Origin of the sequence: Actibacterium lipolyticum, assembly GCF_900184935.1 — a bacterium.
In the GTDB taxonomy this organism is placed as follows: domain Bacteria; phylum Pseudomonadota; class Alphaproteobacteria; order Rhodobacterales; family Rhodobacteraceae; genus Actibacterium_A; species Actibacterium_A lipolyticum.
Map to the genome: position 1 here is coordinate 356,236 of NZ_FXYE01000002.1, position 24,810 is coordinate 381,045.

Annotated in this window: 25 protein-coding genes; 10 read left to right on the forward strand and 15 right to left on the reverse strand. The window is 57.8% G+C overall.

Annotation, left to right across the window (positions count from 1 at the left end):
- Nucleotides 1-102 precede the first annotated feature (102 nt).
- The 6 genes from soxA to COL8621_RS10420 form a co-directional block, all read right to left on the reverse strand.
- Nucleotides 103-915 (reverse strand): sulfur oxidation c-type cytochrome SoxA, encoded by an 813-nt coding sequence (gene soxA / locus COL8621_RS10395; RefSeq protein ID WP_370804692.1) that lies wholly within the window; start codon nucleotides 913-915, stop codon nucleotides 103-105.
- Between the two features lie 71 nt (nucleotides 916-986).
- Entirely contained in the window at nucleotides 987-1,316 is a 330-nt protein-coding gene (gene soxZ, locus COL8621_RS10400; RefSeq protein ID WP_093967306.1) for a thiosulfate oxidation carrier complex protein SoxZ, read from the reverse strand.
- Nucleotides 1,317-1,333: 17 nt separating this feature from the next.
- Nucleotides 1,334-1,750 carry a thiosulfate oxidation carrier protein SoxY gene (gene soxY / locus COL8621_RS10405; protein ID WP_093967307.1) on the reverse strand — a complete coding sequence of 139 codons (417 nt, stop codon included), beginning with the start codon at nucleotides 1,748-1,750 and terminating at the stop codon, nucleotides 1,334-1,336.
- Nucleotides 1,751-1,785: 35 nt separating this feature from the next.
- Complete coding sequence (soxX, locus tag COL8621_RS10410; protein ID WP_093967308.1) at nucleotides 1,786-2,271, reverse strand: sulfur oxidation c-type cytochrome SoxX; 486 nt, start codon at nucleotides 2,269-2,271, stop codon at nucleotides 1,786-1,788.
- Nucleotides 2,272-2,425: 154 nt separating this feature from the next.
- A complete protein-coding gene (locus COL8621_RS10415; RefSeq protein ID WP_093967309.1) occupies nucleotides 2,426-2,986 on the reverse strand; it encodes a thioredoxin family protein in 561 nt (186 codons plus the stop codon).
- Between the two features lie 23 nt (nucleotides 2,987-3,009).
- Nucleotides 3,010-3,747, reverse strand: coding sequence for a cytochrome c biogenesis CcdA family protein (locus COL8621_RS10420; protein ID WP_093967310.1), 738 nt, complete (start codon nucleotides 3,745-3,747; stop codon nucleotides 3,010-3,012).
- 70 nt (nucleotides 3,748-3,817) lie between these two features.
- On the opposite strand from COL8621_RS10420, the gene COL8621_RS10425 reads away from it, so the two are divergent.
- The 3 genes from COL8621_RS10425 (at nucleotide 3,818) to COL8621_RS10435 (ending at nucleotide 5,808) form a co-directional block, all read left to right on the forward strand.
- Entirely contained in the window at nucleotides 3,818-4,207 is a 390-nt protein-coding gene (locus COL8621_RS10425) for a thioredoxin domain-containing protein (protein ID WP_093967311.1), read from the forward strand.
- Between the two features lie 232 nt (nucleotides 4,208-4,439).
- A complete protein-coding gene (locus COL8621_RS10430) occupies nucleotides 4,440-4,727 on the forward strand; it encodes an ArsR/SmtB family transcription factor (RefSeq protein WP_093968516.1) in 288 nt (95 codons plus the stop codon).
- Nucleotides 4,728-4,761: 34 nt separating this feature from the next.
- Nucleotides 4,762-5,808 (forward strand): YeeE/YedE family protein, encoded by a 1,047-nt coding sequence (locus COL8621_RS10435; protein WP_093967312.1) that lies wholly within the window; start codon nucleotides 4,762-4,764, stop codon nucleotides 5,806-5,808.
- A 4-nt stretch (nucleotides 5,809-5,812) separates the two neighbouring features.
- Here COL8621_RS10435 and COL8621_RS10440 read toward each other — a convergent pair whose 3' ends face one another.
- Nucleotides 5,813-6,763: an MBL fold metallo-hydrolase gene (locus COL8621_RS10440; RefSeq protein WP_093967313.1), complete on the reverse strand. Its 951-nt coding sequence runs from the start codon at nucleotides 6,761-6,763 to the stop codon at nucleotides 5,813-5,815.
- Between the two features lie 354 nt (nucleotides 6,764-7,117).
- Here COL8621_RS10440 and COL8621_RS10445 point away from each other — a divergent pair, with 354 nt between their 5' ends.
- The 5 genes from COL8621_RS10445 to COL8621_RS10465 are packed head-to-tail and all read left to right on the forward strand — an operon-like array spanning nucleotide 7,118 to nucleotide 13,341.
- Nucleotides 7,118-8,479, forward strand: coding sequence for an ABC transporter substrate-binding protein (locus tag COL8621_RS10445; RefSeq protein WP_093967314.1), 1,362 nt, complete (start codon nucleotides 7,118-7,120; stop codon nucleotides 8,477-8,479).
- A 57-nt stretch (nucleotides 8,480-8,536) separates the two neighbouring features.
- Nucleotides 8,537-9,781, forward strand: coding sequence for a sugar ABC transporter permease (locus tag COL8621_RS10450; protein WP_093967315.1), 1,245 nt, complete (start codon nucleotides 8,537-8,539; stop codon nucleotides 9,779-9,781).
- A gap of 46 nt (nucleotides 9,782-9,827) precedes the next feature.
- Entirely contained in the window at nucleotides 9,828-11,039 is a 1,212-nt protein-coding gene (locus tag COL8621_RS10455; protein WP_370804599.1) for a carbohydrate ABC transporter permease, read from the forward strand.
- 2 nt (nucleotides 11,040-11,041) lie between these two features.
- Nucleotides 11,042-12,304 (forward strand): MGH1-like glycoside hydrolase domain-containing protein, encoded by a 1,263-nt coding sequence (locus COL8621_RS10460; RefSeq protein WP_093967316.1) that lies wholly within the window; start codon nucleotides 11,042-11,044, stop codon nucleotides 12,302-12,304.
- A complete protein-coding gene (locus tag COL8621_RS10465) occupies nucleotides 12,286-13,341 on the forward strand; it encodes an ABC transporter ATP-binding protein (protein WP_093967317.1) in 1,056 nt (351 codons plus the stop codon). The genes COL8621_RS10460 and COL8621_RS10465 overlap by 19 nt, the downstream gene beginning before the upstream one ends.
- Here the strand turns inward: COL8621_RS10465 and COL8621_RS10470 are convergent.
- The 8 genes from COL8621_RS10470 to COL8621_RS10505 all read right to left on the reverse strand — a co-directional run bounded on the left by COL8621_RS10470 (nucleotide 13,338) and on the right by COL8621_RS10505 (nucleotide 22,775).
- Nucleotides 13,338-15,254 (reverse strand): beta-galactosidase, encoded by a 1,917-nt coding sequence (locus tag COL8621_RS10470; RefSeq protein WP_093967318.1) that lies wholly within the window; start codon nucleotides 15,252-15,254, stop codon nucleotides 13,338-13,340. The genes COL8621_RS10465 and COL8621_RS10470 overlap by 4 nt on opposite strands.
- Entirely contained in the window at nucleotides 15,254-15,859 is a 606-nt protein-coding gene (locus tag COL8621_RS10475; RefSeq protein WP_093967319.1) for a 2-dehydro-3-deoxy-6-phosphogalactonate aldolase, read from the reverse strand. Before COL8621_RS10475 ends, COL8621_RS10470 begins: the two co-directional genes overlap by 1 nt.
- The gene (locus tag COL8621_RS10480) at nucleotides 15,856-16,767 is read right to left on the reverse strand and encodes a 2-dehydro-3-deoxygalactonokinase (protein ID WP_370804600.1); all 912 of its coding nucleotides are present in this window, start codon (nucleotides 16,765-16,767) and stop codon (nucleotides 15,856-15,858) included. Before COL8621_RS10480 ends, COL8621_RS10475 begins: the two co-directional genes overlap by 4 nt.
- Nucleotides 16,764-17,549, reverse strand: coding sequence for an SDR family NAD(P)-dependent oxidoreductase (locus COL8621_RS10485; protein WP_235823838.1), 786 nt, complete (start codon nucleotides 17,547-17,549; stop codon nucleotides 16,764-16,766). The genes COL8621_RS10480 and COL8621_RS10485 overlap by 4 nt, the downstream gene beginning before the upstream one ends.
- Before the next feature lie 41 nt (nucleotides 17,550-17,590).
- On the reverse strand, nucleotides 17,591-19,666 hold the full coding sequence (locus COL8621_RS10490) for an alpha-galactosidase (RefSeq protein ID WP_093967320.1): 2,076 nt from the start codon (nucleotides 19,664-19,666) through the stop codon (nucleotides 17,591-17,593).
- The gene (locus COL8621_RS10495; protein ID WP_093967321.1) at nucleotides 19,663-20,511 is read right to left on the reverse strand and encodes a carbohydrate ABC transporter permease; all 849 of its coding nucleotides are present in this window, start codon (nucleotides 20,509-20,511) and stop codon (nucleotides 19,663-19,665) included. Before COL8621_RS10495 ends, COL8621_RS10490 begins: the two co-directional genes overlap by 4 nt.
- A 1-nt stretch (nucleotide 20,512) precedes the next feature.
- Nucleotides 20,513-21,433: a carbohydrate ABC transporter permease gene (locus tag COL8621_RS10500; RefSeq protein WP_093967322.1), complete on the reverse strand. Its 921-nt coding sequence runs from the start codon at nucleotides 21,431-21,433 to the stop codon at nucleotides 20,513-20,515.
- A 76-nt stretch (nucleotides 21,434-21,509) separates the two neighbouring features.
- A complete protein-coding gene (locus tag COL8621_RS10505) occupies nucleotides 21,510-22,775 on the reverse strand; it encodes an ABC transporter substrate-binding protein (protein ID WP_093967323.1) in 1,266 nt (421 codons plus the stop codon).
- Nucleotides 22,776-22,917: 142 nt separating this feature from the next.
- Here COL8621_RS10505 and COL8621_RS10510 point away from each other — a divergent pair, with 142 nt between their 5' ends.
- Entirely contained in the window at nucleotides 22,918-23,712 is a 795-nt protein-coding gene (locus tag COL8621_RS10510) for an IclR family transcriptional regulator (protein WP_235823839.1), read from the forward strand.
- 1 nt (nucleotide 23,713) lies between these two features.
- Nucleotides 23,714-24,778 carry an ABC transporter ATP-binding protein gene (locus COL8621_RS10515; protein WP_093967325.1) on the forward strand — a complete coding sequence of 355 codons (1,065 nt, stop codon included), beginning with the start codon at nucleotides 23,714-23,716 and terminating at the stop codon, nucleotides 24,776-24,778.
- The last annotated feature ends 32 nt before the right edge of the window (nucleotides 24,779-24,810 follow it).

Below are 24,810 nucleotides of genomic sequence, written 5' to 3' on the forward strand. Positions count from 1 at the left end.
TTCTCCGACCCGGCAAACGCGCGTGCGTGCCGGTGGTCATATGCAGGGTAAAGGAACTAACGAATAACCCGCGCGGGAAAATCCCCCGCGCGGGGAAGTGTTTTAGTTACGAACCGAAGGTCCTTCGGACGACAGGCCGTTCGCACGCGAAGCAACATAAAGCTCCAGCGCGATAAACTCGGGCGAGCCTTCCTTGAAGGTTTCAGCGCGCGTATCGCGCACACAACCTTTAAAGCGGGCATGGATCGAGTTCAGCTTGGCGTTCTTCAGACGATAGGCTGGGAAGCCGTTGATCTGACCCTGGCTAAGGTGGTCTGCACGAATAAGATTGTCATAGTTATCTTCGTGGCAGTTCGCACAGGACAGTTCCAACTGGCCGTAGCGGGTATAGTACATCTCTTTACCCTGCTCCCAAGTGGCTTGGGCTGGGCCGTCGATGGCGACGTTCATGGGCATGCCGCGGGATTGCAGAGCAATCAGCGCCGTCATGTTGACCATGTCTTTCGCGTTCCATCCCCACTTGTCGGCACCCATACGGTTTTCCCGACAGTCGTTGATGTACATCTCGGTCGTCCAAACCTCGCCTGCGGCTTCATTCCACTTTGGCATCTGCGTGCGCAGACCCTTCATGGATTCCGGCCCTTCGTGGCAAGACGCACAAGATTTTTCCTCGGACCCGCTGACCTGGTTCCAGGTATCGATGGCCTGATCCACAAAGATCATGCCCGGATTGTCGAAGTCGTCCATCTGCAAGGCTTGCGTTTCAGCGGAACGGAACGTCCAGCCAGAACGGATTTCATCCATGTTTTCCAGATGCGCCGGAGCTTCTGTCCGGACGACCATTTCGGTTTCACCGTTTATGATCAGCGCCGCGTCTTCATCTGCCGACGCGATGCCTGCGCCCAGCGCAAGCATTGCAATCGAAGACGTCACGGTCTTGAGCGATTTCAGTTTCATACGTTTCCTCCCTGAATGAAACGAGCCGCTCAGCCGATCGCGATCGGCTTGGCTTCCTCGTAAACAGAACCGTCATCATCGTACCAAGTGAACTTGAATTCACCGGCTTCGGGCACTGTGGCCTCGAATTCGATATACGGGTTGGTCGAAATCGCGGGCTCAAGCGTCACGTCGATGACGTTCTGACCGTTAAAATCGCACGTAAAGCGGTTGATGATCGACCGAGGGATCGCGTTGCCCTCTTTATCCTTCCGCTGCCCGGATTCCATCGGGTGGCTGATAAGGGTTTTGATCGTAATCGCGTCACCAGCTGCCGCAGATTTTGGGACTTTGACGCGGGGTTTTACACCAGTTGCCATTTCTTAAACTCCTTTAATCAGCCGCCGCAGCCGCCGATGGTGACTTTCACGGTGTTTGCGGTACGCACGAAGCTGCCGTCGGCCATTTTGGCGATGGCGACCACGTCTTGCGTGCCTGCAAGCCGGATACGGGTGGATGCGCTTTGCGATGCGGCCAGTGGGCCGAAGTTGAATGTGCAAACCGCAGGCGTTGGGTTGCCAGATGCCAGCAGCATCACGGAAACGGCACCCGGTGCGTCAACGCTGACCGGAACCGTGTTGCCGTTTTCGGCAATCTCTGGGCTGGTCAGGGTAATGCCGCCTTCGGCCATGTCTGCGCCGCCAGTAAAGGCAGCGATTGATTCATCAACGCTCGCCATTGCGCGGATGGGCAGCGCGATCGTTGCCGCAACACCGGCACCAAGCGCAATCGCCCCACGTCTTGTAAGTTCCATTGCTCTCTCCTTTGTCAGGAAGGATCCGCGAGGGATCACTCCTCTTTCAGCGTCATCAGGTAGGCGACGACATCTTCGATCTGCTGCGAAGTCAGAAGCGGCGGCAGCGTATCGGTCGTGGCGGCCTTACCTGTGTAGGCATCGCCCGGGCGGATATACCCAGTCGTCTTATAGAAGGACGGCATGATCGTGCCGTCATACGTTATCTTAGCGTTTGCAACGATGCCGCGAATTTCGGCTTCGCCCCAACGATCGGCCACGCCATCAAGGGGTGGGCCAACTTCGCCGTGGAATGGTACCTCTTCGGCCAGCTCTGAGATCGCATGACACGAAACACAGTTGCCTTGGCTTTTTGTACTGACCACCACGCGGCCCGCTGCGGCGTCACCTGCCGTACCCGACAGGGAAACGGCAACTGCGCCGTATTCATCATACTCAACGTTCTCTGGCGCAACTTCCGCTGCAGAAACAAGACCGACACTTGCCATCAAACAAGTAGCGCTCAGCGTTATGCGTTTCATTAAAGACTCCTCCCAGTGCCTTTTTCCGTCAGCTAACCGTAGCTGAGGTATTCCACGGCATGCAACAACAAATATAGTTTTTTGCATACATTTTAAGGGGCGCGGTGTCGCATCCCAGATTCGAGTGCGATTTTATGCCAAAACATCAAAGCCTTCACTGCGTTTCTGCAAGTTTCCGGGCCAGGTATTTTTGGAAATGTTCGTCGGTATCATACCCTTTTTCAAGCACCCAAGTAAGCAGACTCTGCGTTGTTCCCTTGCCGAAAGCACCGGGCATCGTGACCACAGCGGCCTGTGCTGCGGTGCCAGACTCGGGCATCGCATCGGGCATAAACATCATCGTGGGCGTGAACATAATCCCCCACCGGCGCGCCATTTCCTTTTCAGAAAGCGCGGTTCCGTCAAAGTCAGTTACCTCTACATCGCCAAACAGATTCATCTGAACCACGAAGTAGTTATCTTCGATCAACGCTTCTATTTCCGGGTCTGGAAACACCTCTTCATGCATCTTTTTGCAATAGATGCAGCCGCGCTGTTCAAAGATCACCAACAGGCGCTTTCCTTCGGCGTTCGCTGTTTCCAGATCTTCGGTCATGTCTTTGAACGTGTCTTGCAGCCATGTGGGTTTGTGCAGCCCGTCATCACCCAAAGGGGCCGCCAGAACCGGCGCGCCCAGCGCCATGAAGACCGCGGTTGTCAAACTTGTTAATCGCATCTCAACTCCCCTTTCAGGTCAAATCATCCGATTGTGGTGAACCATGGGACATGCTCGATCATGAATTGCGCGATATAGGCGACCGAATTTGTGGCAATCAGCACCCCGAACAGGATCAGCATCACGCCCATCGCCTTTTCAACAAGCCCCAAGTATTTGCGGTTCCGCTGCGCCCAGCCCAAAAACGGGCGGGCGAAAATGGCGGCCACGATGAACGGTGTGGTCATGGCAAGCCCGTAAACCATCAGCAAAAGCGCCCCGCGCGTGACATCGCCCATGCCGCTGGCCACAAACAAAATCGCCGTCAGCGCCGGACCAACGCAGGGCGTCCAGCCGAAACCAAACGCCAGCCCCATGATATAGGCGCCTATAACGGTGGTTGGCTGCGCCGTGCTTTCGATCCGCGCCTCGCGGTACAGAAACGGAATGCGGATCACGCCCAGAAAGTGAAAGCCAAAGACAATCAGCAACGCGGCTGCGACATAAGACAGCTTGTCCTTCCATTCTATGAACGCTTGGCCCAGCGCCGTCGCGCCCATGCCCAGCATCATGAAGATGGACGTCACGCCCAGCGCAAAGAAGATTGCCGACAGCACCAACCGACGCTGCGCACCCGGCGCGATGGCCCCGTCCCCGCGCAGTTCAGACATTGAAATCCCGGCCATATAGCACAAATAGAATGGAACCATGGGCAGAATGCAGGGCGACAAAAACGATAAAAGCCCGGCTAAAGCTGCGCCACTAAAGGAAATATCAAGCACGTGGGCGACTCCCTTGCCCTAATAACAAAAACATATTACGTTTTTTATATCTATCTGGAAAGACTGTGTGATGCGAATTCTTGGAGCCATTCTTGGCCTTGGCCTAAGTGCGCTTGCCCTTGCCGGGCCGGCGCAAGCGGACATGCGTCTTTTGATGGTTGAACAAAAAGGCTGTGCATATTGCATCATGTGGGAAAATGAGATCGGGCCGATCTATCCCAAAACAGCCGAGGGTAAGACCGCCCCCCTTAGGAAAGCGGACTTACGCGCCCTGCCCGATGACATTGAGCTGCGCTCAAAACCCCGGTTCACGCCCACGTTCGTGCTGCTGCGCGACGGGGTCGAAGTAAGCCGGATCGAAGGATACCCCGGCGAAGACTTCTTTTGGGGGCTGCTTGGGCGCATGTTGGAAACGCAGACTGAAACGACTGCACAAAATTTGAGCCGAACCGAAGGGTAAGAACAAATGAGTGCACCCACGCAACGTCTGTATCGCGCGGCACCAAGGTAGGTTCGCATTTACTGGAAATACATGCTAAGGCATGTCAAATTATGCGGTAACGCAGCGCGCAGAACAAAGGATGGGGCAATAGCCCCCTAAGACGAAAATGGCAGAAGCAGTTCAATCTTTCGGCTTTAACGGCGGTGACCTGATCGATGACGATGCGGAAAACGCAGTCGTAGCTGACGATATGATCACCAAGGCACAGGCGGCCTCCAGCTTTCTAAAGGCGCTGTCCCACGAGGGGCGGTTGATGATCTTGTGCCACCTGTCCACCGGCGAAAAAACCGTGACAGAGCTTGAAAACCTTCTGTCATCGCGTCAGGCCGCAGTAAGCCAGCAATTGGCGCGCTTGCGCTTGGAAGGGCTGGTTGCACACCGCCGCGAGGGTAAGGCGATCTTCTATTCGCTTTCTGATGAACGTGCGCGGCGCACCATTGAACTTGTCTATGACATGTTCTGCAACGAGCCGGCTTAAGGCCAAGGTCTGTTGACCTGACGGGGAGGATTGCATGGACGTGCTACCGATTGGCGCCATCGCTGCGCTGATTGGCCTGACCACTGGTGTGGTGATGGGCCTGGCGGCGCGGCTTGGCGATTTCTGCACATTAGGGGCCATTGAAAGCGCCATCTACGGCGAAGATCAGCGGCGCATCCGTATGTGGGGCATCGTTCTGGCCACCGCGATCTTTTCAACATTCTTTCTGTCCACCGCCGGCCTGATAGAGCTTGAGGCGACGATCTATCATTCTGTCGCGTGGAACCCGCTGGCCAGCATCGTTGGCGGTGCCGTGTTCGGTTATGGCATGGCGCTTGCAGGCAATTGCGGGTTTGGCGCCTTGGCGCGGTTCGGCGGCGGTGATTTACGAGCGATGGTCGTTGTGGTCGTCATGGCGATCACCGGGTTTGTCACGCTGAACGGTCCGCTGGCAAAGCTGCGCGTTCTGGCCTTTCCTCAAACACCTTCCGAAGGCCCACAGGGTTTCGCGCATCTGGTTGCCGGGCAACTTGGCCTACCGCCCCTTGCCTTTGCCACGCTGGTTGCGGCTGCGCTGCTGATCTGGGCGTTGTCTTATGCGCCGCTGCGCGCCTCGGTCCGGCAAGTCACATGGGGCGTGGCGGCAGGACTTTCGGTTAGCTTTGCGCTGTGGGGCACCAGCATGCTGCACGGGCTAAGCTTTGGCGAAATCCCTGTCGAAGGGCACAGCTTTACCGCCCCGCTTGGGCGCACATTACTGTGGTTGATGACCGCGTCTTCCGGCGGGCTTGGCTTTGCGGTTGGTTCGGTTGCGGGCGTGTTGGCCGGGGCCTTCGTTGGATCAACGATCAAAGGCCACTTCCGCTGGGAAGCCTGCGAAGATCCGCGCGAACTTGGCCGCCAAGTTGGTGGCGCGGCGCTGATGGGCGTGGGCGGTATCGTCGCCATGGGCTGTTCTGTGGGCCAAGGCGTCACAGGCTTTGCCACCCTTGCCTATTCCGCGCCAGTCACGCTTGCCGCGATCTATTTCGGCGCAGTGTTCGGGTTGCGCCGGCTGATACAAGGGTACCAGCCGGACTGATCGCTTACCCCTGAAGCGCGTCCCACATTTCCATGTCACGTTCAGCCGTCCAGATACGCGGCGTATCGATCCCGCGCGCCTCGTCATAGGCGCGGGCAACGTTGAACGGCAGGCAGTGTTCGTAAATCGCATAATCCGCGAATTTCGGGTCGCACACCTCGCGCACGGCATCCCATGCGTCTTTCAACGTGCCGCCCTTTGCCGCCACTTTTTCGACGGGCTTATAGGTGCTTTCCACGAAATCACGGGTATTTTCGATCGCGCGGCTTACCATTTCCGGCCCGACCAGCGCATCGCCACGGCCCGGCGCAATGCTTTCGGGTTCGAACCACGCGATGTTGTCCAGCGTTTCGCCCCAGTCGTTGAAATGGCCGTCACCGCAATAGCAGGCAGAGTGGTATTCGACGATATCGCCCGTGAACATCACCTGCTCATCCGGAACCCAGATTACGGCGTCCCCCGCGGTGTGGGCCCGACCAAGGTGCATGATATCGACCCGGCGCTTTCCAAGGTAGACGGTGGTACGGTCCGAAAACGTTGTGGTCGGAAACGTCAGGCCCGGAATGCTTTCATGCCCTTCGAACAAACGCGGAAAGCGTTGGAATTCGCTGTCCCAATCTTCTTGCCCGCGCTCAACCACCATGGCGCGCGCCGCGTCTGACATGATGACCTGCTGCGCACCATAGGCCGAGGCACCAAGAACCCGCACAGCATGGTAATGGGTCAGCGCCAGATGGGTGATCGGTTTGTCGGTGACTTTGCGGATTTCTTCGATCACCTTATTGGCAAGGCGCGGGGTGGCCTGTGCTTCGACCACCATGACGCTGTCATCCCCGATGATAACGCCTGAATTCGGGTCGCCCTCGGCGGTAAAGGCCCACAGCCCCTCTCCGACTTCGGTGAAGCTTGTCTTCTTTTCGCTCATGTCGCCTTGCGATGCGAATGCCTTGGCCATTTCCGCCCCTCTTCGATTGATATGTCTGTGCTGGCCAAATGACTCGGCCCCGCAGATTTCGTTGCAAACGTAATGAATATCCCCCGAACACGAAAGAGCATTCTGGAAAACCCGCAACTGATTGAATTTCGGGCATAGCACCGGGCAAAAAGTCGCGTTCGTGCCAGAGTTTATCATCAAGCTTGCGTTTTTTTACTTTGGGGTAAAAACTCAAAGCACAGGGGGAGGCTCGCGGAAACGCAACGCCACGCGCGTTGCAAGACAGTCAGCGAGAGAATTTCAAGTCCATCCCCCGTCAAGCCCGCTTCAGACGGTGCTCTTAAAGATCAATAGATTGAACGACGGAGGAATAAGATGACCATTCACCCCCCAAAATACGTGGCACGACTGATGCTGGGCGCCTCTACGGCGCTGGCGCTATGCGCTGCCAGTGCCGGTGCGGATACGATCAGGTTCTGGACCACAGAAGAACAGCCCGAACGCCTGGCCAAACAACAAGAGATGGCCGCGCAGTTCAAAGCAGAAACCGGAACCGAAGTAGAGGTTATTCCCGTCACCGAAAGCGATCTTGGCACGCGCGCGACAGCTGCGTTTGCGGCCGGTGACCTTCCGGACGTTATCTATCACACGCTGCAATACACGCTGCCATGGGCCGAAGCTGGCATTTTGGATACCGACGCCGCCACCGATGTCGTCGAGGAATTGGGCCAAGCCACGTTCGCGGCGGGTGCGCTTAGCATGGCCGCATTCAACGGTGGGGTTGCTGCGGTCCCTGTCGACGGCTGGACGCAAATGATCGTCTATCGCAAAGACCTGTTCGATGCGAACGGGCTTGCCGCCCCGTCGACCTATGCCAACGTTCTGGCCGCGCTGGAAAAGCTACATAACCCGCCCGAAATGTATGGCTTCGTTGCCGCCACCAAGGTGGACGAAAACTTCATGAGCCAAGTGTTGGAACATGTGTTCCTTGCAAACGGCGTGTCCCCCGTCAACGCCGATGGCTTTGCCCCACTAGACGAAGCCAAAACCACCGAGGTGCTGGATTTCTATAAGGCCATCGCCGAAGCCTCCCCCCCAGGGGAACTATACTGGAAGCAATCGCGCGAACTGTATTTCGCGGGCAAGGCTGCGATGATCATCTGGTCGCCGTTCATCTTGGACGAACTGGCCGGTCTTCGTGACAGCGCGCCCCCCACCATCAACGATGACCCAACCTCGGGCGAGCTTGCCTCAAAAACCGGGATCATCACCAACTTTGCCGGGCCTTCGAACCCAGAGGGCGCAGCGTGGGGCGATATGCGGTACTTTGGCATAACCAGCGACGCTGATATCGATGCGGCAATGGATTTCGTCAAATTCTCGATGGACGATGGGTATACGCAAACGCTTTCCATCGCGCCCGAGGGTAAGTTCCCAGTGCGCAAGGGAACCGTCGAAGACCCTGAAAAGTTCACGATGGCATGGTCCAAGCTGGACGTTGGCGTTGATCGCAAGGCGCCTTTGGCCGAACTCTATGCCCCAGAAATGATTGCTGAAATCGTTGGCGGGCTTGATGTCGCCAAACGCTGGGGCGTCGAAGAAGGGCAGCTTTCGCTGGCATCCAAGATGATCAACTCGCAGGTCATCAACCGTTTGGTGCGCGAATACATTGATGGCGCGCGCGATGCCGCCAGCACTGTCGCAGCACTGAACGAGGAACTGGCCGCGATCAACTGATCGCCGACCGGCATTGGGCCAAAGCGCACCAGCTTTGGCCCACCCCGAGGAGCCGCGATGACATCATCCAGCCCCCCTAAAGGCACAGGCCCCCTTGCCCGACGCGAAGCGCGGCTGGCGTGGGCGATGCTGATGCCAACGATCATAAGCGTGTCATTGGTGGTGATACTGCCGCTGTTGGCTGTGTTCTGGATCAGTGTGAAACCGATCGGATTGGCGGACCTGCGCGCTCCAACGCCCATCGTACGCGAAAGCCTGCGTGGTCGCCCACAGGCCGCTGGCGATGAAGGGACCATCGAATACAGGCTTCGCAATTCCAGCCAAGACAAACCCATTACAGACGTTACGCTGACCGACACCTTGCCCACCGGGCTAACGTTTCAAGACCCTGACCCGCGCTGCCGTTTGGACGGGCTGAACCTGTTCTGCGACCTTGGTGATTGGGAAGGCGGTGCCCGTGATAGCGTCAAAATTCCGGTGACCGTCAGCCAAGCCTTTCTGGACGCCGATCCAGATCTGGACGACACGCCCGCCCAGATGACAGGCCGTTCGGAAAACATTTTGCTGAATGCCGATTTCACGTTTGAAAACTTCGCGCGCATCTTTAACGGCAAGGAATTCTTCGCCGTTCTTTACGCCACGCTGTTTTACACAATCGTTGGCACCATCGGCGCGATGGTCGTGGGGCTGTTCGCCGCGATCCTGCTGAACAAGTCGTTCACCGGCCAAGGCATCCTTCGCGGGCTTTTCCTGTTTCCCTATGTCGCCCCGGTGATCGCTGTCGCGTTTACATGGGTGACGTTGTTTGATCCATTTTCGGGGTCAACCAACGCCCTGCTTATTCAGATGGGCGTCACGACGGGGCCGATCAATTTCTTCGGCCAACGCCCGCTGGCGCTGATCATGGTGACGGTCTTTGAAATCTGGCGCTACTTCCCGCTGTCGTTCCTGTTCATTCTGGCACGGATGCAAAGCATTCCCGAAGACATGTACGAAGCCGCAGATATGGACGGCGCAAGCCCCTTTCAAAAGTTCTGGTATCTGTCCCTGCCCCAGTTGCTTGGCATCCTGTCGGTCCTGTTTTTGCTGCGCTTCATTTGGACGTTCAACAAATTCGACGACATCTTCCTGCTAACCGGAGGGAACGCGGGGACTCGTGTTCTGACTGTTCATGTCTACGAACAGGCATTCGCGATTTCCAACATCGGCGCAGGCGCAGCGGTCGCCGTTGTGATCTTTGTTTGCCTGCTTTTGTTCAGCATCTTTTTCTTCAAATTCATCAGCCGGGAGGAAGGCTTGTGAAGCAACATTGCCGCCCCAAAACCGGCACAGCATCGGCGTGCGCATCATGAAACGCGGAACAGTCACAGGCCCCATTCTGGGGGCGCTTTGGTTCGTCATCCTCGCCACGACGTTGTGCATCGTGATGTCGTTTTTCACCGGCGCATTGTTTCGCCCTGTGATCTGGCTGGCCTTGGTTTGGGGCGCAGGTTTGGGATTGGCGATGATCTATCTGCGCAAACCCGTTTGGGGGGGCATCGTTCCGGGCACTGCGGCGGCGTTGGTGTTGGCCTCGTTTGTGGGGCTATCCCCCATCGCCACGGGGGAGACGGTTGGCCCCCTAACGCGCGTGGCGGTGTCCGTGATTTTGGGCGCGACCTTTGCCCTCAGCCAACTGCGGATCACCCAAAACTGCCCGCCCGGCCCGCTGACCCGGCACGAATTCGAAGCAGCCGTCATTCGGTTTCTGACCGGGTTTGGCTATCTCTTCTTCACGGCGATCGTGATCATTCCATTCTATGTGATGGTGATGACCAGCCTGAAATCGCAACAAGAGCTTTTGCAGAACCCTCTCGATTTTTCCGTGGACCTTTCAAAAGGCTGGGGCCTTTTGCGCAGCTATGACGAACTGTTCGCCCTTTTCAATTTCGGCACCTACCTTTGGACCTCGTTCTATGTGTCGGTGCTGACGGTGCTGATTACGCTTTTGTTTTCGGTCCCCGGTGCCTATGCGGTCGCGCGATTACGATTTGCGGGTCGGGCGGCGTTTTCCCGGTCTATCCTATTGATTTACATGGTCCCGATGATCGTGCTGGCGCTGCCGATCTATATTGTGTTCTCGCTGACCGGGTTGCGCAATTCGATTGCCGGTATCGTAATGATCTATCCGGTCACGACCATTCCGGTCGCGCTTTACATGCTTCAAGGATACTTCCGCGGCCTTCCTTCCGAAGTCGAAGATGCCGGATTGATGGACGGGTTATCGCGCCTTCAGGTCATCTGGAAAATCACGCTACCGCTTAGCCTTCCGGCGCTAGCATCGGTCTCTCTCTACGTTTTCATGATCGCTTGGAACGAATTTCTGCTGGCCTTCATGTTGCTGGATGATCCATCGAAATTCACCCTTACGCGCGGGGTAACAATGCTGAATTCATCAGAAATCCCGCGCCAACACCTGATGGCGGGTGCGGTCATTGCAACGGTGCCGATCATGGCGCTGTTCTTGGGGTTAGAGAAATTCATGACCAAAGGGCTGACCGCCGGATCGGTGAAAGGGTAACCATGGACTTGGACGCACAAGCGCGCGCTATTTTGGCGAATAATGATCGCGGCGGGTACACGGTGCCAACCGGTGGCCTGTACCCATATCAGTGGAACTGGGACAGCGTGTTTGCCGCCTTTGGCTTTGCTGAACATGACATACCCCGCGCCTGGCAAGAGCTTGAAACCCTGTTCAAAGGTCAATGGCCCAACGGCATGGTCCCGCACATCCTGTTTCACAAAGTCGACCCCAGCTATTTTCCCGGCCCCGACGTTTGGGGCGGTGTTGGGCCTGTTCCGTCGTCCGGAATAAGCCAGCCCCCCATCGCCGCCACCTTCGTTCGCATACTGTTAGAGGCGGACCAAAAGAATGGGCAGGCACATGCCCGCGCCCTGTTCCCAAAACTGATGGATTGGCATCGCTGGTTTTACAACTGGCGCACTGAAAACGGTGCCATCGTTGTCACCCATCCGTGGGAAACCGGGCGCGATAATTCGCCCGACTGGGACGGGCCTTTTGCCGCGATCACCCCCCAAGGCATCGACGAATACGACCGGCGTGACACCCATCACGTCGTCGATGAAGAACGCCCCCGCAAGTATGACTATGACCGCTACCTCTATCTGGTGAAACTGGGGCGCGAGTGTCATTGGGACGAGGCAAAGCTTAGGGAAATAACGCCGTTTCGTGTCGCCGATCCGACGATGACATTTACCCTGCTGCGCGCAAATCGCGACTTGCGCGTGATGGCACAGGCGTTTGGTGAACCGACAGACGAAATCGACACATGGATCGCCGCGCAAGAGGCAGGTGCCGAAACCCTCTGGAACCCCGAAATCGGCAGCTACGACTGCTATGACACGCGAGCCGGCAAGTTCGCCGGGTGCATTTCCAACGCCTCGTTCTTGAATTGGTATGCGGGCGTGGGGGGCGACCGGATGCTGGCGCATCTTCAACGGATCGCGCAATTGGTGCCCTATTCCGTGCCCAGTCACGACCCCGCCAGCCCGAATTATGAACCAAAACGATATTGGCGCGGTCCGGTTTGGGCGATGATGAACATGTTGATCTGCATCGGCCTTTACGAAGCCGGCCACGTGACCGAGGCAACCCGCATCCGCGATGAAACCGCTCAAATGATCGCCGAAAACGGGTTCGCAGAATATTTTGACCCCCGCGACGGAAGCCCCGCAGGCGGGCGGTCATTCACTTGGACAGCCGCCGTTTGGCTCGGCTGGGCATCGCCAAACACAGGGAGGAACCGATGGGCAGCATCGAGCTGAAGGGGATCGAAAAGTGGTTCGGCGAATTGCAGGTCATCAAAGGGATCGACCTGACGATTGCGGATGGCGAATTCATCATTTTCGTCGGCCCGTCGGGCTGCGGCAAGTCCACCCTGTTGCGAATGATTGGTGGGCTCGAAGAAACCTCGCGCGGGGCGATTTTCATCGACGGGAAAGACGTGACTGATCAACCGCCTGCGCAACGTGGGCTGACGATGGTGTTTCAGTCTTACGCGCTTTACCCGCATATGTCGGTGCGCGACAACATGGGGTTTTCACTGAAAACCGCCGGGGCACCCAAGGCCGAAATTGACGAAAAAGTAGACGAGGCCGCGCAGATCCTAAAGCTAGAGCCCTATCTGGATCGCCGGCCAAAGGCACTGTCCGGGGGGCAACGCCAACGGGTGGCGATTGGGCGCTCTATTGTGCGGAATCCGACGGCGTTCTTATTCGACGAACCGCTTTCCAACCTTGATGCCGCCCTGCGGGTCGAGATGCGGTACGAAATCACCAAGCTCCATCGCGAGCTTTCGACAACGATGCTGTATGTCACCCATGATCAGGTCGAGGCGATGACATTGGCGGATCGTATCGTCGTTCTGGATGCGGGTTTCATCGCTCAAGTCGGCACCCCAAAAGAGCTGTACGAAACGCCCGCCAACCTTTTCGTGGCGCAATTCATCGGCAGCCCAAAGATGAATGTCATCCCCTGCGTGACCGACGCGACCAGTTACAGCCTAAGCAGCGCACGCGGGGGCGAATTTTCTGGTGATCGGCCAGCGGTCAACCTTGGCATAAGGCCCGAACACATTCACCTTTGCGACGCTGGCGAAGGGCAATGCGACGGCACGCTAGACGTGATCGAATACCTTGGGGCTGACACCTATCTGATTTTCGATTGCGGACAGCTTGGCCACATCACGGTCCGTCAGGAAGGCGAAACCGAATTGAAACGCGGCGACGTCTTCGGGCTGCATTTCACCCCGGACCGCCAGCGTTTCTTCGACAAAGACGGGATCGCGGTGTTTGCTACTTAGCGTGCGAACCACGCCACGCCGCAGCCCGGAACACTGCGCCCATCCCACGTGACAGGATCCGCACCATAGTTGATCACGAACCGTGTGCCCCCCGCGTCGCGCAGGCGCAGCCCTTCGGGCATGACATGGGTTTCGATCCCCTGTGCGACGCACAGCTTTGAAATCAGCGCGCCAAGCCCCGCGTCATCCAGCCAAGCCCCAAGATAGTAAAGATTGCCCGATGACATGACCACCGCGTCACCAGCCTCGGTTGCCAAAGTGACCTCTGCCGCCCCCTCTAGCCGCTCCATCCAGTGGCGCACAGCCCCGCCTTCGCGAAGCGGGCGCATATGCGACGGCGGCAAGCTTTCCATCAAAGAGATCGTCACATCCAGCCCCGGAACTTGGGGCGGCATTGGGTTGGGAATGGCGAACTCTTCCGTCAACGTGTTGGCGCGCGGGCCAATCAGGCAGGCCGCAGAACACCGTTGCATCGCATCGCTTAGCGTTTGCCCCAAGGTCATCAGCCCCGGTGCCAGAACCAAGCCGTACCCAGACAGGTCATCGCAATCACTTGGAACAATATCGACCGACAGGCCAAGTTTTCTTAGCGCGCGATACATGTCCAGCATCAGCCGAAAATAGTCAAAGTCGGCACCCTGAGGCTGCGTTTCCCATGCCCACGCCGAAGGATAATCAAACACCAACGCAACCGGCGCTTGGGTCGTTTCAAGAGGGCCAACAGCGGCGATTTCCTGTGCGACTTGCGCGGCTTCGCCCAAGGCAGGCGCAGGTTGGCTGTCTGGGCGCAACAGCCCGGCGTGGTTTTGTTCTTGGGCGATCGGGGCTTGGCGCCAGCGGAAATAACACACCGCTTCGGCCCCGTGGGCGAAAGCCTCCCACGCCCAAAGGCGGGCCATGCCGGGAAGCGGCGCGGGGTTATAGGGCGCCCAATTCACCGGGCCGGGCTGCTGTTCCATGATCCACCAACGCCCGTTGCCCACGGCGCGGTACAAATCGTGGTGGAACGCCTGCATATCGGGATCACCCTGTTGCAGATAACGGGCCTTGTGGGCCTCACTTGCCTCGATCCGGTCAGACAAAAAGCCGATGGGATAGCTATCCCAGCTGGCAACGTCCAAATCCGCGCCGACGGCAAAATGATCAAACGCCAGTTCCCGCCCCATATAATTATGGATGAGCGGAGCATCCGTATGCGCGCGCAAAATCTGCGTCTGAACGCGGTTGAAGGCCACCACCTGATCGGAACTGAAACGCCGAAACGCCATGACATGCGCCGGGTTTGGTTCGGTCACTGTAAGGTTGGGCAGTTCGACCTGATCAAAGCTGTCATATTCCATCGACCAGAACACATTGCCCCACGCGCGGTTCAACGCCTGCGGTGATTGATAACGCTGCGCAAGCCAATCACGGAACGCATCGCGCGCGGCATTTGAATAAGACACCACCGTATCGTGGCAGCCGTATTCGTTATCGGTCTGCCACGCGGCAACATGTGGCTTACGGCCATAACGGCGTGCAAGTTCAGTGGTTATTCGTGCGGATTCAGCGCGATAGCCCGCGTGGCTAAAGCAGTAATGCCGCCGCGAGCCAAAGCCGCGCACGCGCCCATCACCGTCAACCGCCAGCATGTCAGGGTATTTATCAACCACCCACCGCGGCGGTGTCGCCGTCGGCGTGCCCAAGACCACGCGCAGCCCGGCACTGCCAAGCGTTTCGATGGCACGATCCATCCAATCAAAGTCGAAGACACCTTCGCGCGGTTCCAGCCGCGACCAAGCAAACTCCCCGATACGCACCCAAGTTAGGCCCGTCGCAACCATCTGTGCCGCGTCTTGGGCCCAAGTTTCCTCGGACCAGTGTTCAGGGTAATAACAGACCCCCAAAGTTGGCGTTGCGACGCGCCCCGCCATCACGCAACCGCCGCGTCATAGGCTGCGACAAGGTGTTGGGCCGTCTTGGCCACATCACGTGCCGACTGGCCGGGTTTATACAACGACGACCCAATGCCGAATCCATCGGCGCTGGCGGCAATCCAATCCGAAAAGGTGGTCGCAGACACACCGCCAACCGCAAAGACCTTGGTGCCTGTGGGTAAAACCGGGCGCATCGCTTTCAGGCCTTTTGGGCCGACCAGATCACCGGGAAAGATCTTGAGCCCATCCGCCCCAGCGGCCAATGCGGCAAAACACTCGGTCGGGGTCATGACACCCGGAAAGCTTTGCAAACCCGCCGCTTTCGTGGCGGCGATCACGTCTACATCGCAGTTGGGCGATACGATCAATTGCCCGCCTACCGCCGCGACGTCCTGCACATCTTGCGTGCTTAAAACCGTGCCGGCCCCAATCAGCGCGTCATTCCCAAAAGCCGCGACCATCGCTTTGATCGAGTCGAGCGGTTTGGGCGAATTCAGCGGCACCTCTATCCGGTCGATACCGGCATCGATCAGAACTTCGGCAACGGGCACGGCTTCGTCTGGCGAAATGCCGCGCAAAATCGCGATCAGAGGGCGGCTCATGTCACTGCTCCGACGTTTTCATGCGCTGCGGCCAAACCCGCGCGCGTCATTGCGTCCACATCCAATTGAACAACCTGCACGCCCTGTCGTGACAAGGCCGCGACATAGGCGTCGGACAACGCGTCTGCCCCAATCACCGCCACCTGTTGGCCAAGCCAATACGGGCGTGCTGCGGCCAATTCGACACCGATCAACGCCCCCGAAAGCCGCGACCGCGCGGTCACGCCGTCAAGCTCTGCCAACAGGGCTTCGGCGCGCAGTGAAAACAGCCGGGCGGCCAGACGGGCGGGATTGGCCAAGGAGTCATCCAAAGCCTCATCAAACGCACCGCTGTCCCAGCCATCGGCGGCAACGGTATGGCGTAGAATGGACTGTTTCGCCAACAGCGCGAACATCTCTCCGGTCATGAAGGATTGGAACGAAACGATTTCTTCGGCGCTCACCAAAGCCCATTTGGTATGCGTACCGGGAAGGCAGATCACGCCGTCCCATTTCGGGTTCAGCGCAAGGAACCCGGCGATCTGGGTTTCTTCACCACGCATAACATCAGCGGGCTGCGCCTGTTTGACGCCCGGAACGATATGCACCCGCAGCCGCGGATCTGATGTTTGCACTTGGGTCAGCGTGTCAGTCTTCGCCGCGCATGGCACCGCGCGATAAGGTGCCTCTGCCCAGCCCTGCCGCGACCCGGCCATACCGCAGACAACCACATCCATCGCGCCTGCGCCCAGCCAGCCGCCAACAAGGTCAATCAACGCAGCCTCGAACCCTTCGGGCGGCAACGTGCCCATACCTGCATCTGATCTTGCTTCGGCAACGACAGTGTTGTCCGCGCCCATCCCCCACGCACGCAGGTTCGAAGTGCCCCAATCAACGCCGATCCAATTTACTTCAGTCATCCCGGTCATCCTGTCCCGACTACGCCGCCATCGATGACAAGAGCTTGCCCCGTCATCATTCGACTGGCTTTTGACGCTAAAAACAGCACACCATCAACTATGTCTTGCGGTGCCAAATGCTCTTTCAGGCACTGACGTGCCAAATGGGCGGCCAAATCTTCGGGCGTGGCCCACATTTCTTTTTGTTTTTGGGTCAGAACCCACCCCGGTGCCAGCGCATTGACCCGGATCGCCCCATCGCCAAATTCACGTGCCAACGAACGCGTCATGCCGTTGATGCCTGAATTTGCGGTCGTGTATACGGGATACCCGGCGTTCCCCATCATATAGCTGATCGACGAAAAGTTGATGATCGAACCGCCGCCTGCGGCGCGCATGCCTTGTTCAACGGCCTGACAGGCAAAGAAATAGGCCTTCAGGTTGATCGCCATGGCCTTGTCCCAGAATTCCTCTGTCACCTCACTGGCTTTGTGGCGCAGGTCATTCGCTGCGTTGTTAACCAAGGTGGTGATCGGCCCATGCGCGGTTGCGGCGGAATTGATCGCTGATTTCAGCGCGGGGATGTCGGTAATATCGCACTGAATAAACAACGGACGCTGGCCGTGTTTTTCCTGCATTTCGTCACAGAAACGATTTGCATCAGAACGGCCCACAAAGGCCACCTTCGCGCCCTGCCCCAAAAAGCCATCCGTCAGCGCGGCACCAATCCCCGAGCCGCCCCCGGTAATGAAAACCGAAGCCTCTTTCAGGTCATGAAACGTGGCGGTGGGCGAAATGTCAGAAACCGGCATAGCGTACTTTCATAGGTCAACGGAAAGGGCGTTTCGCTGTGTCATAGGCGGCGCCCTTCTATCACGTTCAAGGATTGCGGAAAGGCGAAGGGAAGTGAGAAACCGCCGCTCATCAAGGCCTGACCGGACAACGTAACCGGCCCATTTTTCAGCGCCGGTGCCCCGCGCGAAAAGCCCGGCGTGTCATGGGTCAGCAGGGAAATTTCATACATCGCTTCGGGATTCAGCCCCGTTAGGCGGATCGGGCGCGGCGTGATCTGGGACGAGCTTTCCGCCTGCCCCACAAACACGACAAACCGGTGACCATCGCGGGCGATCTGAATTTCCGCCGTCACAGCCGGGTCGGCCGCATCCAACCGCAAGATCCGCGCATCCCTGCGCCAATCGCGGTTTGCCTTCCACCACGCGGTTACTTCGCGCAGGGTTGTGGCCTCTACCTTTGTCAGCTCGCGTGGGTCCATTTCGAACCCCATATGCCGCTGTGCCGCGACCCATGCCCGAAACCGGATATCCAGCACCCGGCCCGAGGTGTGGCAGTGGCGCGGCCCGACATGCGACCCGGTGATCGAGGCAGGAAGGAACAGCGCGGCATCATGCTGAATGCGCAGCCGTTCCAGTGCATCGTTGCTGTCTGACAACCAAATCCGCTGCGTGCGCGCCAGAATGCCCGCATCAATCCGCCCCCCGCCCGAGGCGCAGCTTTCAATTTCAACAAGCGGATGCGCGGCGCGCAAGCGATCCAACAGCACGTAAATCCCATGGGTCTGGGCGGCATCCGTGTGGGGTAGAAGGCGGTTGTGATCCCATTTGATGTATTCAATCGCGTTGTCGGACAGAATGGCTGATATCCGGTCGAACAGGTAATCGCGCACCTCTGGCAGGGCCATATTCAGCACCAACTGCTGACGCCCGCGCAGTTGGGTCATCGGCCCCAGAACCCAATCCGGATGCGCGCGATAAAGGTCACTGTTTTCCGAAATCATTTCTGGTTCGAACCACAGGCCAAACCCCATACCCAACGATTGCACATGATCAATCAGCGGCGTCAGCCCGTCGGGCCATTTGCGCGCATCAATCTGCCAATCGCCAAGCGACGTGGTGTCATCGTCACGCTTGCCGAACCAGCCATCATCCAGCACGAACCGTTCCGCACCAAGATCGGCGGCGCGGTTTGCGATGTCTTTCAGGGTGGGAAGGTCATGGTCGAAATACACGGCCTCCCAGCAATTATAATGGACGGAGCGTGGTTTGGCGGGCTGTGGCCACGTCACGATCCGGTCGTGGAACAGGCGCTGGAAGGCGTCGGCGCAGCCGTTCAGACCATCGGAGGAATAGGTCAGAAACAGCTCTGCCGTTTCGAACGCTTGCCCCGTGCCGCAGCTGGCAGACGCGTGGCCCCACTGAATTTGCCGCCGCCCGTCTGGCAGTTCTTCGGCAACCATGCGGTGCCCGCCGGACCATCCGTAATGCGCGCCCCAAACCGCGCCGCGCGTGTTCGTCGTGCCCGGTTCGGTGAACAAGGCGAATGGCGGGTGTTCGTGCCCGGAACGCCCCGACCGCGCATCGCGCATATGAATGCCGGGCGACCACTGGGTTCGGTTCAACTGAAATTCCGACACCCACTTGCCCGACACGTCGATGATATCGCTGCCCCACTGCGGCCCCGGCAAAACTGGCGCTGCCAGCCAGTGACAGGTCACGTCCGACTTTGACTTAAGGAAAGACTGGCACCGGATAACGCCGACCTTTGCGTCAGCGGTGAACGTCGCGCGATAGGACAGGCCAAGCGCCGTATCGGCATATTCGAACGTCAGTTCATCACCTGTTTGCGTGGCGTGGGACAGACGAAAATCCGGGCGAAGGACCGCCCCGCCCTGATACAGCACCATGCCGGGTTGGCCAGCGAAACTGTCAGCCTCGGCCGGGCACAGGGTCAGCGGGGGGAGTTCATCCATCATGCCGCCGGTCACATCACGGCCCACCGCAGCGCCCAGCGAAACCAAATCCTCGTCCATCGGCAGGGGCGCCCCCCAATGGGCCACGCAGGGCAAATCCCCGTCTTCGGACGTAAGAACAAGCGTTTGCGTCCCCGCATCCAAGCGCCAAAAATGGCTCATTTCACTGCCCCCAAGGTTAGCCCCGCAATGAAGTGCTTTTGCATCAAAAAGAACATCGCCACAGGTGGCAGCGCGGCGACGATCGAACCCGCGCTCATCAAATGATAGGCCGCGCGGTACTGCGCGTTAAAGCTGGTGATGCCCGCCGTCACAGGTTGGCTTTCAACGCCCTGCGTTAGGACAACCGCCCAGAAATAATCATTCCAGATGAAGGTAAAAATCAGCACGGAAAGCGCGGCGATTGCTGGCTTCATCAACGGCAGAACCACGAACCAGAAGATGCGCCATTCGGCAATACCTTCGACGCGGGCGGCCTCGATCAACTCAAACGGCAGCGCGCGGATAAAGTTGCGCATGAACAGCGTACAGAACCCGGTTTGAAACGCGACGTGGAACAGCACCAGCCCAGTTTTCGTATTATATAGCCCAAGGTCCAGTGTCAGATCGCGCACCGGCACCATCAGAATTTGGAACGGAACGAAATTGCCCGCGACAAAGGCAAAGAAGATCCACAAATTCGCGCGGAACCGGTAAATACCCAAAGCGAAGCCGGTCATGCAGCTAAGCGCGACCGCGCCGATCACCGTGGGCACCGTGATGAAAACCGAATTCAGCAAATACCGCGGCATGTCGGATTCAAAGAACACCTTGCCATAGTTGTTGCCCCCTTCGAACGAACTGGGCATTCCCCAATAATTGGCATTCGCGAAATCGCCATCCGGCTTGATCGAAAACAGCGCGACCGCCAACAGTGGCAGCAGCCACAGAACCAATGCCGCTGGCAACAACGCCTGATATGTCATTTGCCAACTGCGCGAGGTCTTTTCGATGGGCGTTGGGAACATCTTAGTGCCCTCTTTCTTCGCGGTACATCGACCATAGGAAATAGGCGATGAAGCAAAGCATGATCAGGAACAGCACCACGGCAATCGCCGCGCCGTACCCCATGCGGAACCCGTATTCCGACAGCGCCACTTCGAACATGTAAAAGCTAAGCACCCGGCTTTCACCAAACGGCCCGCCGTTGGTCATGATCGATATCAGATCAAAGCTGCGCAGCGCGCCGATGATCGTGACCACAAAGGCGATGAACGTGGCCGGGCGAAGCTGTGGCAAGATGATGTGCCAAAGCATGCGCAGGCCTTTGGCATTGTCCAACCGGCCTGCCTCTATCTGTTCGGGATCAACGGCGTTTAGGCCCGTCAGGTACAGGATCATGCAATAGGCCGTCTGCGGCCACAGGCCGGCGGCGATGATGCCATAGGTGACGTATTTCTCATCCCCCAGCACGTTGATCGGCCCCATGCCGAACCAGCCAAGCATGACGTTTAACAACCCAAACGTCGGGTCATAGAACCAGCTGAAAACCAGCCCAACCACGACCTGTGAAATCACGAATGGAAAGAAAAACAGAGACTTATAGAGCCTTATTCCAGTGACCGTCTGATTCAGGAACAACGCAATCGCCAAACCCGCCGGGATCGCCAGAAGATACAGAAGCAACCACAGCACGTTGTTACGAAGCGAGGTATAGAAGGCGTCGTCGTAATACAGTTCTTCATAGTTTTGCATGCCGACATATTCGGCCGTGCCCAGCCCATCCCAATCGTACAAAGAGATGTTGAAGCTTTGGAAAACCGGCAACAGCACATAGACCACAAAGAACAGAACACCGGGGGCAAGGAACAGCCACGGCGTGATCGCGATCTGGTTTCGCCGCCACCATGACGCCCCGCGCGGGGCCGTGAACTGGGTCTGATCTGTCATGTCTCAGAATTCCTGAAAGGACGTTTGGGCAAGGGCCAACCTCGGCCCCTGCCCCTATTTCAAGGTCGCCGTCGGATCAGTAAATCCGCTTACGGGCGCGCTCCAGACGGTCAAGGATCTTGTCCAGATTGTCAGGCTTCACCATGAATTCCTGAAACCCTTCCATGCCGATCTTGGCCATTTCCGCCGGTGCGTCACGGTCAAAGAACTGTGCAATGCCGCCGGGGCTGTTTGCGGACAGAACTTCGAACCCTTCGCGCAGGAACTTGTCATCATCGACAGAGCTTCCTGCATTCACCGGAAGCTGACCCAGCGCATCGCCTGCGTTGATCGCCGTCTGGTTATCAGCCGAGGTCACGAACTTTAGGAAGGCTTTCGCCGCCTCTTTGTTCTTGGCACCCGATGGGATGTGGAACGTATCTGTTGGCGCATCTTCGGCCATTGCCACGCCTTCTGTGATCGCCGGGAACTGGTGATAATCAAGCTGATCGTCGCCAAGCCCCGCCTCGCGCAGTGGTGCAACTGCGAAGTTGCCCATCAGGTAAGCCGCAGCATCACCCTGCACCATGAACGGCAACGCCTCTTGCCAGGAATAGGAGGTGTGGTTGTCGACATAAGCGCCCATATCGATCAGCTCGCGCCAGTTGGCGAAGGTCGCCTTGACGCGGTCATCGGTCCACTCGACCTCGCCGTTCGCAAGGGCCATGTGGAAGTCAAAACCGTTGGTGCGCATATTCAGGTAGTCAAACCAGCCCGCAGCCGTCCAAAGGAACTTGGTGCCGATGGTGAAACACTTAACGCCGTTGTCCAAAAGCGTCTGACAGTTAGATTTGAACGTGGCCCAATCTGTAGCCTCGCTTAGCCCATATTTTTCATACAGATCAGCGCGGTAATAAACGCCCCACTGGTAATAGGTATAGGGCACGCCCCACTGCTTTCCATCAATCGTCAACGCCCCCTTGGTCGAGGCAAGCTCTTGCGACAGCGCCCCTTCCCAAACGTCCGACACATCTTCGAACAGGCCAGCTTCGACATAAGGAAGCATCCGGTTACCCGCGTACCAGTTGGTCACGTCTGGCGCGTTCGCCGTAAGGAAGTTGCGGATTTGGGTCTTGAATGCCTCGCGGTCGATGACGGTCAATTCGATATTCAGATCGGGGTGCATTTCGCCAAACTTGGCGACCATCCCTTCCATCACCGCGCGGGGTGCTGGGTTCGACATATCTGAAAAGATCACAAGATCGCCCGACAAGGGCGCGCCATGACCTTCGGCGAATGCGGCACCCGTCAACGACGTGGAAACCGCCAGCGCGGCAAGCGCCGATTGGAATTTCTTCTTCATGGTGTTCCTCCCTGACTGCAAAAACGCAAGTTCCATTATTTGGAACAATGTTTTACATATTGAAATTGTAAGCTCGAATCGCCTATTCTTGTCAACAGTCCAGTCGCCCCCATCAAACGGGCGCAGGACATGGGAGGGAACAGTGTTGGATCAAAAGCCAGCGGACGGGACGATCGGAAAGGCGCTTCAGGTTCTTGACTTGGTCGCGGACTTCAAGCGGCCGGTGCGCTTTGCGGAACTGCAGGAAAAGTCAGATTTCCCCAAGGCGACGTTGTATCGGCTGGTTCAATCGCTGACCAACCAAGGCATGCTGACGCATGACCCCGACCGAATGACTTATGCCCCCGGTGTCCGGCTGTTACGCCTTGCCCACGCAGCGTGGCAGCAATCATCCTTGGCGCGGATTGCGGGCCGCCACCTTGATAAGCTGGCCGCAGACGTCGATGAAACCGTGCACCTTGCGCAATTGGACAACGCGCAGGTGCTGTACATTGATAAACGCGTCCCAAAACAACCGGTCGAGATGTATTCCCAAGCGGGCAAAGTCGGCCCCGCATATTGCACGGGCGTCGGCAAGGTCATGCTTGCCTATCAACGCGAGGCCGTTCTGCCCCAAATGATCGCCCAACAAAGCTTTCATCGGTTCACCGACTTTACGTTGACGGATGAAACCGCCCTTAGGAAGGAACTGAAGGCAATTCGCGACCGTGGATATGGCTTTGACCGGGAAGAACACGAACCCGGCATCATTTGTATCGCGCTTCCGATCCTGTCGCGCGGTGGCCGCCTTTACGGTGCGCTTTCCGTCACATCCACCACACAGCGTACAGACCTGACAAAACTGGAAAAACTGGTTCCTCAGATCCGCGAAACCGCGATGAAAATATCTGACGAAGCCGAAGCATGGCGGTTCCCCGACCCGCATGGAGGAGAATGAGATGGCCGGCGTAGCACTGCGCAAACTCGAAAAACGATACGGCAATGTTCAGGTCATTCACGGCGTCGATCTGGATATTCAGGACGGAGAGTTCTGCGTCTTTGTCGGCCCTTCCGGCTGTGGCAAGTCCACGCTGCTGCGCATGATTGCGGGGCTTGAAGAAACCTCGGATGGGCAGATCAACATCGGAGCGAACGACGTCACCCGCGCCGACCCCGCTGATCGCGGCGTGGCGATGGTTTTTCAAACCTACGCGCTTTATCCGCACATGACGGTCGAAGAAAACATGGGCTTCGGCCTAAAGATGACCGGGCACGCCCGCGGTGAAATCCGCGAAAAGGTCAACGAAGCCAGCCGCATCCTTAAGCTTGACGATTATCTTAAGCGTAAGCCCAAGGCATTATCCGGCGGCCAGCGGCAGCGGGTTGCGATTGGCCGTGCAATCGTTCGCGGCCCTGACGTGTTCCTGTTTGACGAACCCCTGTCCAATCTGGATGCAGAGCTGCGCGTCGATATGCGCGTCGAAATCGCCCGCCTTCATAAGGAAATCGGCGCGACAATGATCTATGTGACCCACGATCAAGTCGAAGCCATGACCCTTGCCGACAAGATCGTCGTTTTGCGGGCTGGCAACATCGAACAGGTCGGCGCTCCGATGGATCTTTATCGTGACCCAGATAACCGGTTCGTGGCAGGTTTCATCGGATCGCCCGCGATGAACTTTGTTTCTGCAACCATCGCCGACGCAGAAATTTCGGCACCCGGCCTGTCACCAGCGCCCTTCCGGCACAGCGTAATCCTTCCGGCCGCAACACAGAACATCACGGTCGGCGTGCGCCCCCAACACATTGAAATTGTGGAAAACGAAGACACCCACACGGTCGATCTGGTGGAATCCCTTGGCGGCGTGTCTTACGCGTATCTTGTTGCAGACAGTGGCGACCGTTTGATTGTGGAACTGCGCGACAACGTTCCAATTCCGCGCAGCGGGGCGCGTGTGGGGCTTAGGTTCACCCCCGACCAGACGATGCTTTTCGACGCACAAACCGAAGAACGACTACGGTAATACCCGGCCACCTGCCCAAACGTCAGCCACGC

What these genes read in the sequence shown, in the direction of transcription:
- soxZ (WP_093967306.1), bottom strand. Translation starts at nt 1,316, where the DNA reads ATGGCAACTGGTGTAAAACCCCGCGTCAAAGTCCCAAAATCTGCGGCA.
- COL8621_RS10445 (WP_093967314.1), top strand. Translation starts at nt 7,118, where the DNA reads ATGACCATTCACCCCCCAAAATACGTGGCACGACTGATGCTGGGCGCC.
- COL8621_RS10475 (WP_093967319.1), bottom strand. Translation starts at nt 15,859, where the DNA reads ATGAGCCGCCCTCTGATCGCGATTTTGCGCGGCATTTCGCCAGACGAA.
- COL8621_RS10495 (WP_093967321.1), bottom strand. Translation starts at nt 20,511, where the DNA reads ATGTTCCCAACGCCCATCGAAAAGACCTCGCGCAGTTGGCAAATGACA.
- COL8621_RS10455 (WP_370804599.1), top strand. Translation starts at nt 9,828, where the DNA reads ATGAAACGCGGAACAGTCACAGGCCCCATTCTGGGGGCGCTTTGGTTC.
- soxA (WP_370804692.1), bottom strand. Translation starts at nt 915, where the DNA reads ATGCTTGCGCTGGGCGCAGGCATCGCGTCGGCAGATGAAGACGCGGCG.
- COL8621_RS10430 (WP_093968516.1), top strand. Translation starts at nt 4,440, where the DNA reads ATGATCACCAAGGCACAGGCGGCCTCCAGCTTTCTAAAGGCGCTGTCC.
- COL8621_RS10490 (WP_093967320.1), bottom strand. Translation starts at nt 19,666, where the DNA reads ATGAGCCATTTTTGGCGCTTGGATGCGGGGACGCAAACGCTTGTTCTT.
- COL8621_RS10460 (WP_093967316.1), top strand. Translation starts at nt 11,042, where the DNA reads ATGGACTTGGACGCACAAGCGCGCGCTATTTTGGCGAATAATGATCGC.
- COL8621_RS10485 (WP_235823838.1), bottom strand. Translation starts at nt 17,549, where the DNA reads ATGCCGGTTTCTGACATTTCGCCCACCGCCACGTTTCATGACCTGAAA.
- COL8621_RS10505 (WP_093967323.1), bottom strand. Translation starts at nt 22,775, where the DNA reads ATGAAGAAGAAATTCCAATCGGCGCTTGCCGCGCTGGCGGTTTCCACG.
- COL8621_RS10480 (WP_370804600.1), bottom strand. Translation starts at nt 16,767, where the DNA reads ATGACCGGGATGACTGAAGTAAATTGGATCGGCGTTGATTGGGGCACT.
- soxX (WP_093967308.1), bottom strand. Translation starts at nt 2,271, where the DNA reads ATGAAACGCATAACGCTGAGCGCTACTTGTTTGATGGCAAGTGTCGGT.
- COL8621_RS10500 (WP_093967322.1), bottom strand. Translation starts at nt 21,433, where the DNA reads ATGACAGATCAGACCCAGTTCACGGCCCCGCGCGGGGCGTCATGGTGG.
- COL8621_RS10415 (WP_093967309.1), bottom strand. Translation starts at nt 2,986, where the DNA reads ATGCGATTAACAAGTTTGACAACCGCGGTCTTCATGGCGCTGGGCGCG.
- COL8621_RS10450 (WP_093967315.1), top strand. Translation starts at nt 8,537, where the DNA reads ATGACATCATCCAGCCCCCCTAAAGGCACAGGCCCCCTTGCCCGACGC.
- COL8621_RS10465 (WP_093967317.1), top strand. Translation starts at nt 12,286, where the DNA reads ATGGGCAGCATCGAGCTGAAGGGGATCGAAAAGTGGTTCGGCGAATTG.
- COL8621_RS10435 (WP_093967312.1), top strand. Translation starts at nt 4,762, where the DNA reads ATGGACGTGCTACCGATTGGCGCCATCGCTGCGCTGATTGGCCTGACC.
- soxY (WP_093967307.1), bottom strand. Translation starts at nt 1,750, where the DNA reads ATGGAACTTACAAGACGTGGGGCGATTGCGCTTGGTGCCGGTGTTGCG.
- COL8621_RS10470 (WP_093967318.1), bottom strand. Translation starts at nt 15,254, where the DNA reads ATGGCGGGGCGCGTCGCAACGCCAACTTTGGGGGTCTGTTATTACCCT.
- COL8621_RS10515 (WP_093967325.1), top strand. Translation starts at nt 23,714, where the DNA reads ATGGCCGGCGTAGCACTGCGCAAACTCGAAAAACGATACGGCAATGTT.
- COL8621_RS10425 (WP_093967311.1), top strand. Translation starts at nt 3,818, where the DNA reads ATGCGAATTCTTGGAGCCATTCTTGGCCTTGGCCTAAGTGCGCTTGCC.
- COL8621_RS10440 (WP_093967313.1), bottom strand. Translation starts at nt 6,763, where the DNA reads ATGGCCAAGGCATTCGCATCGCAAGGCGACATGAGCGAAAAGAAGACA.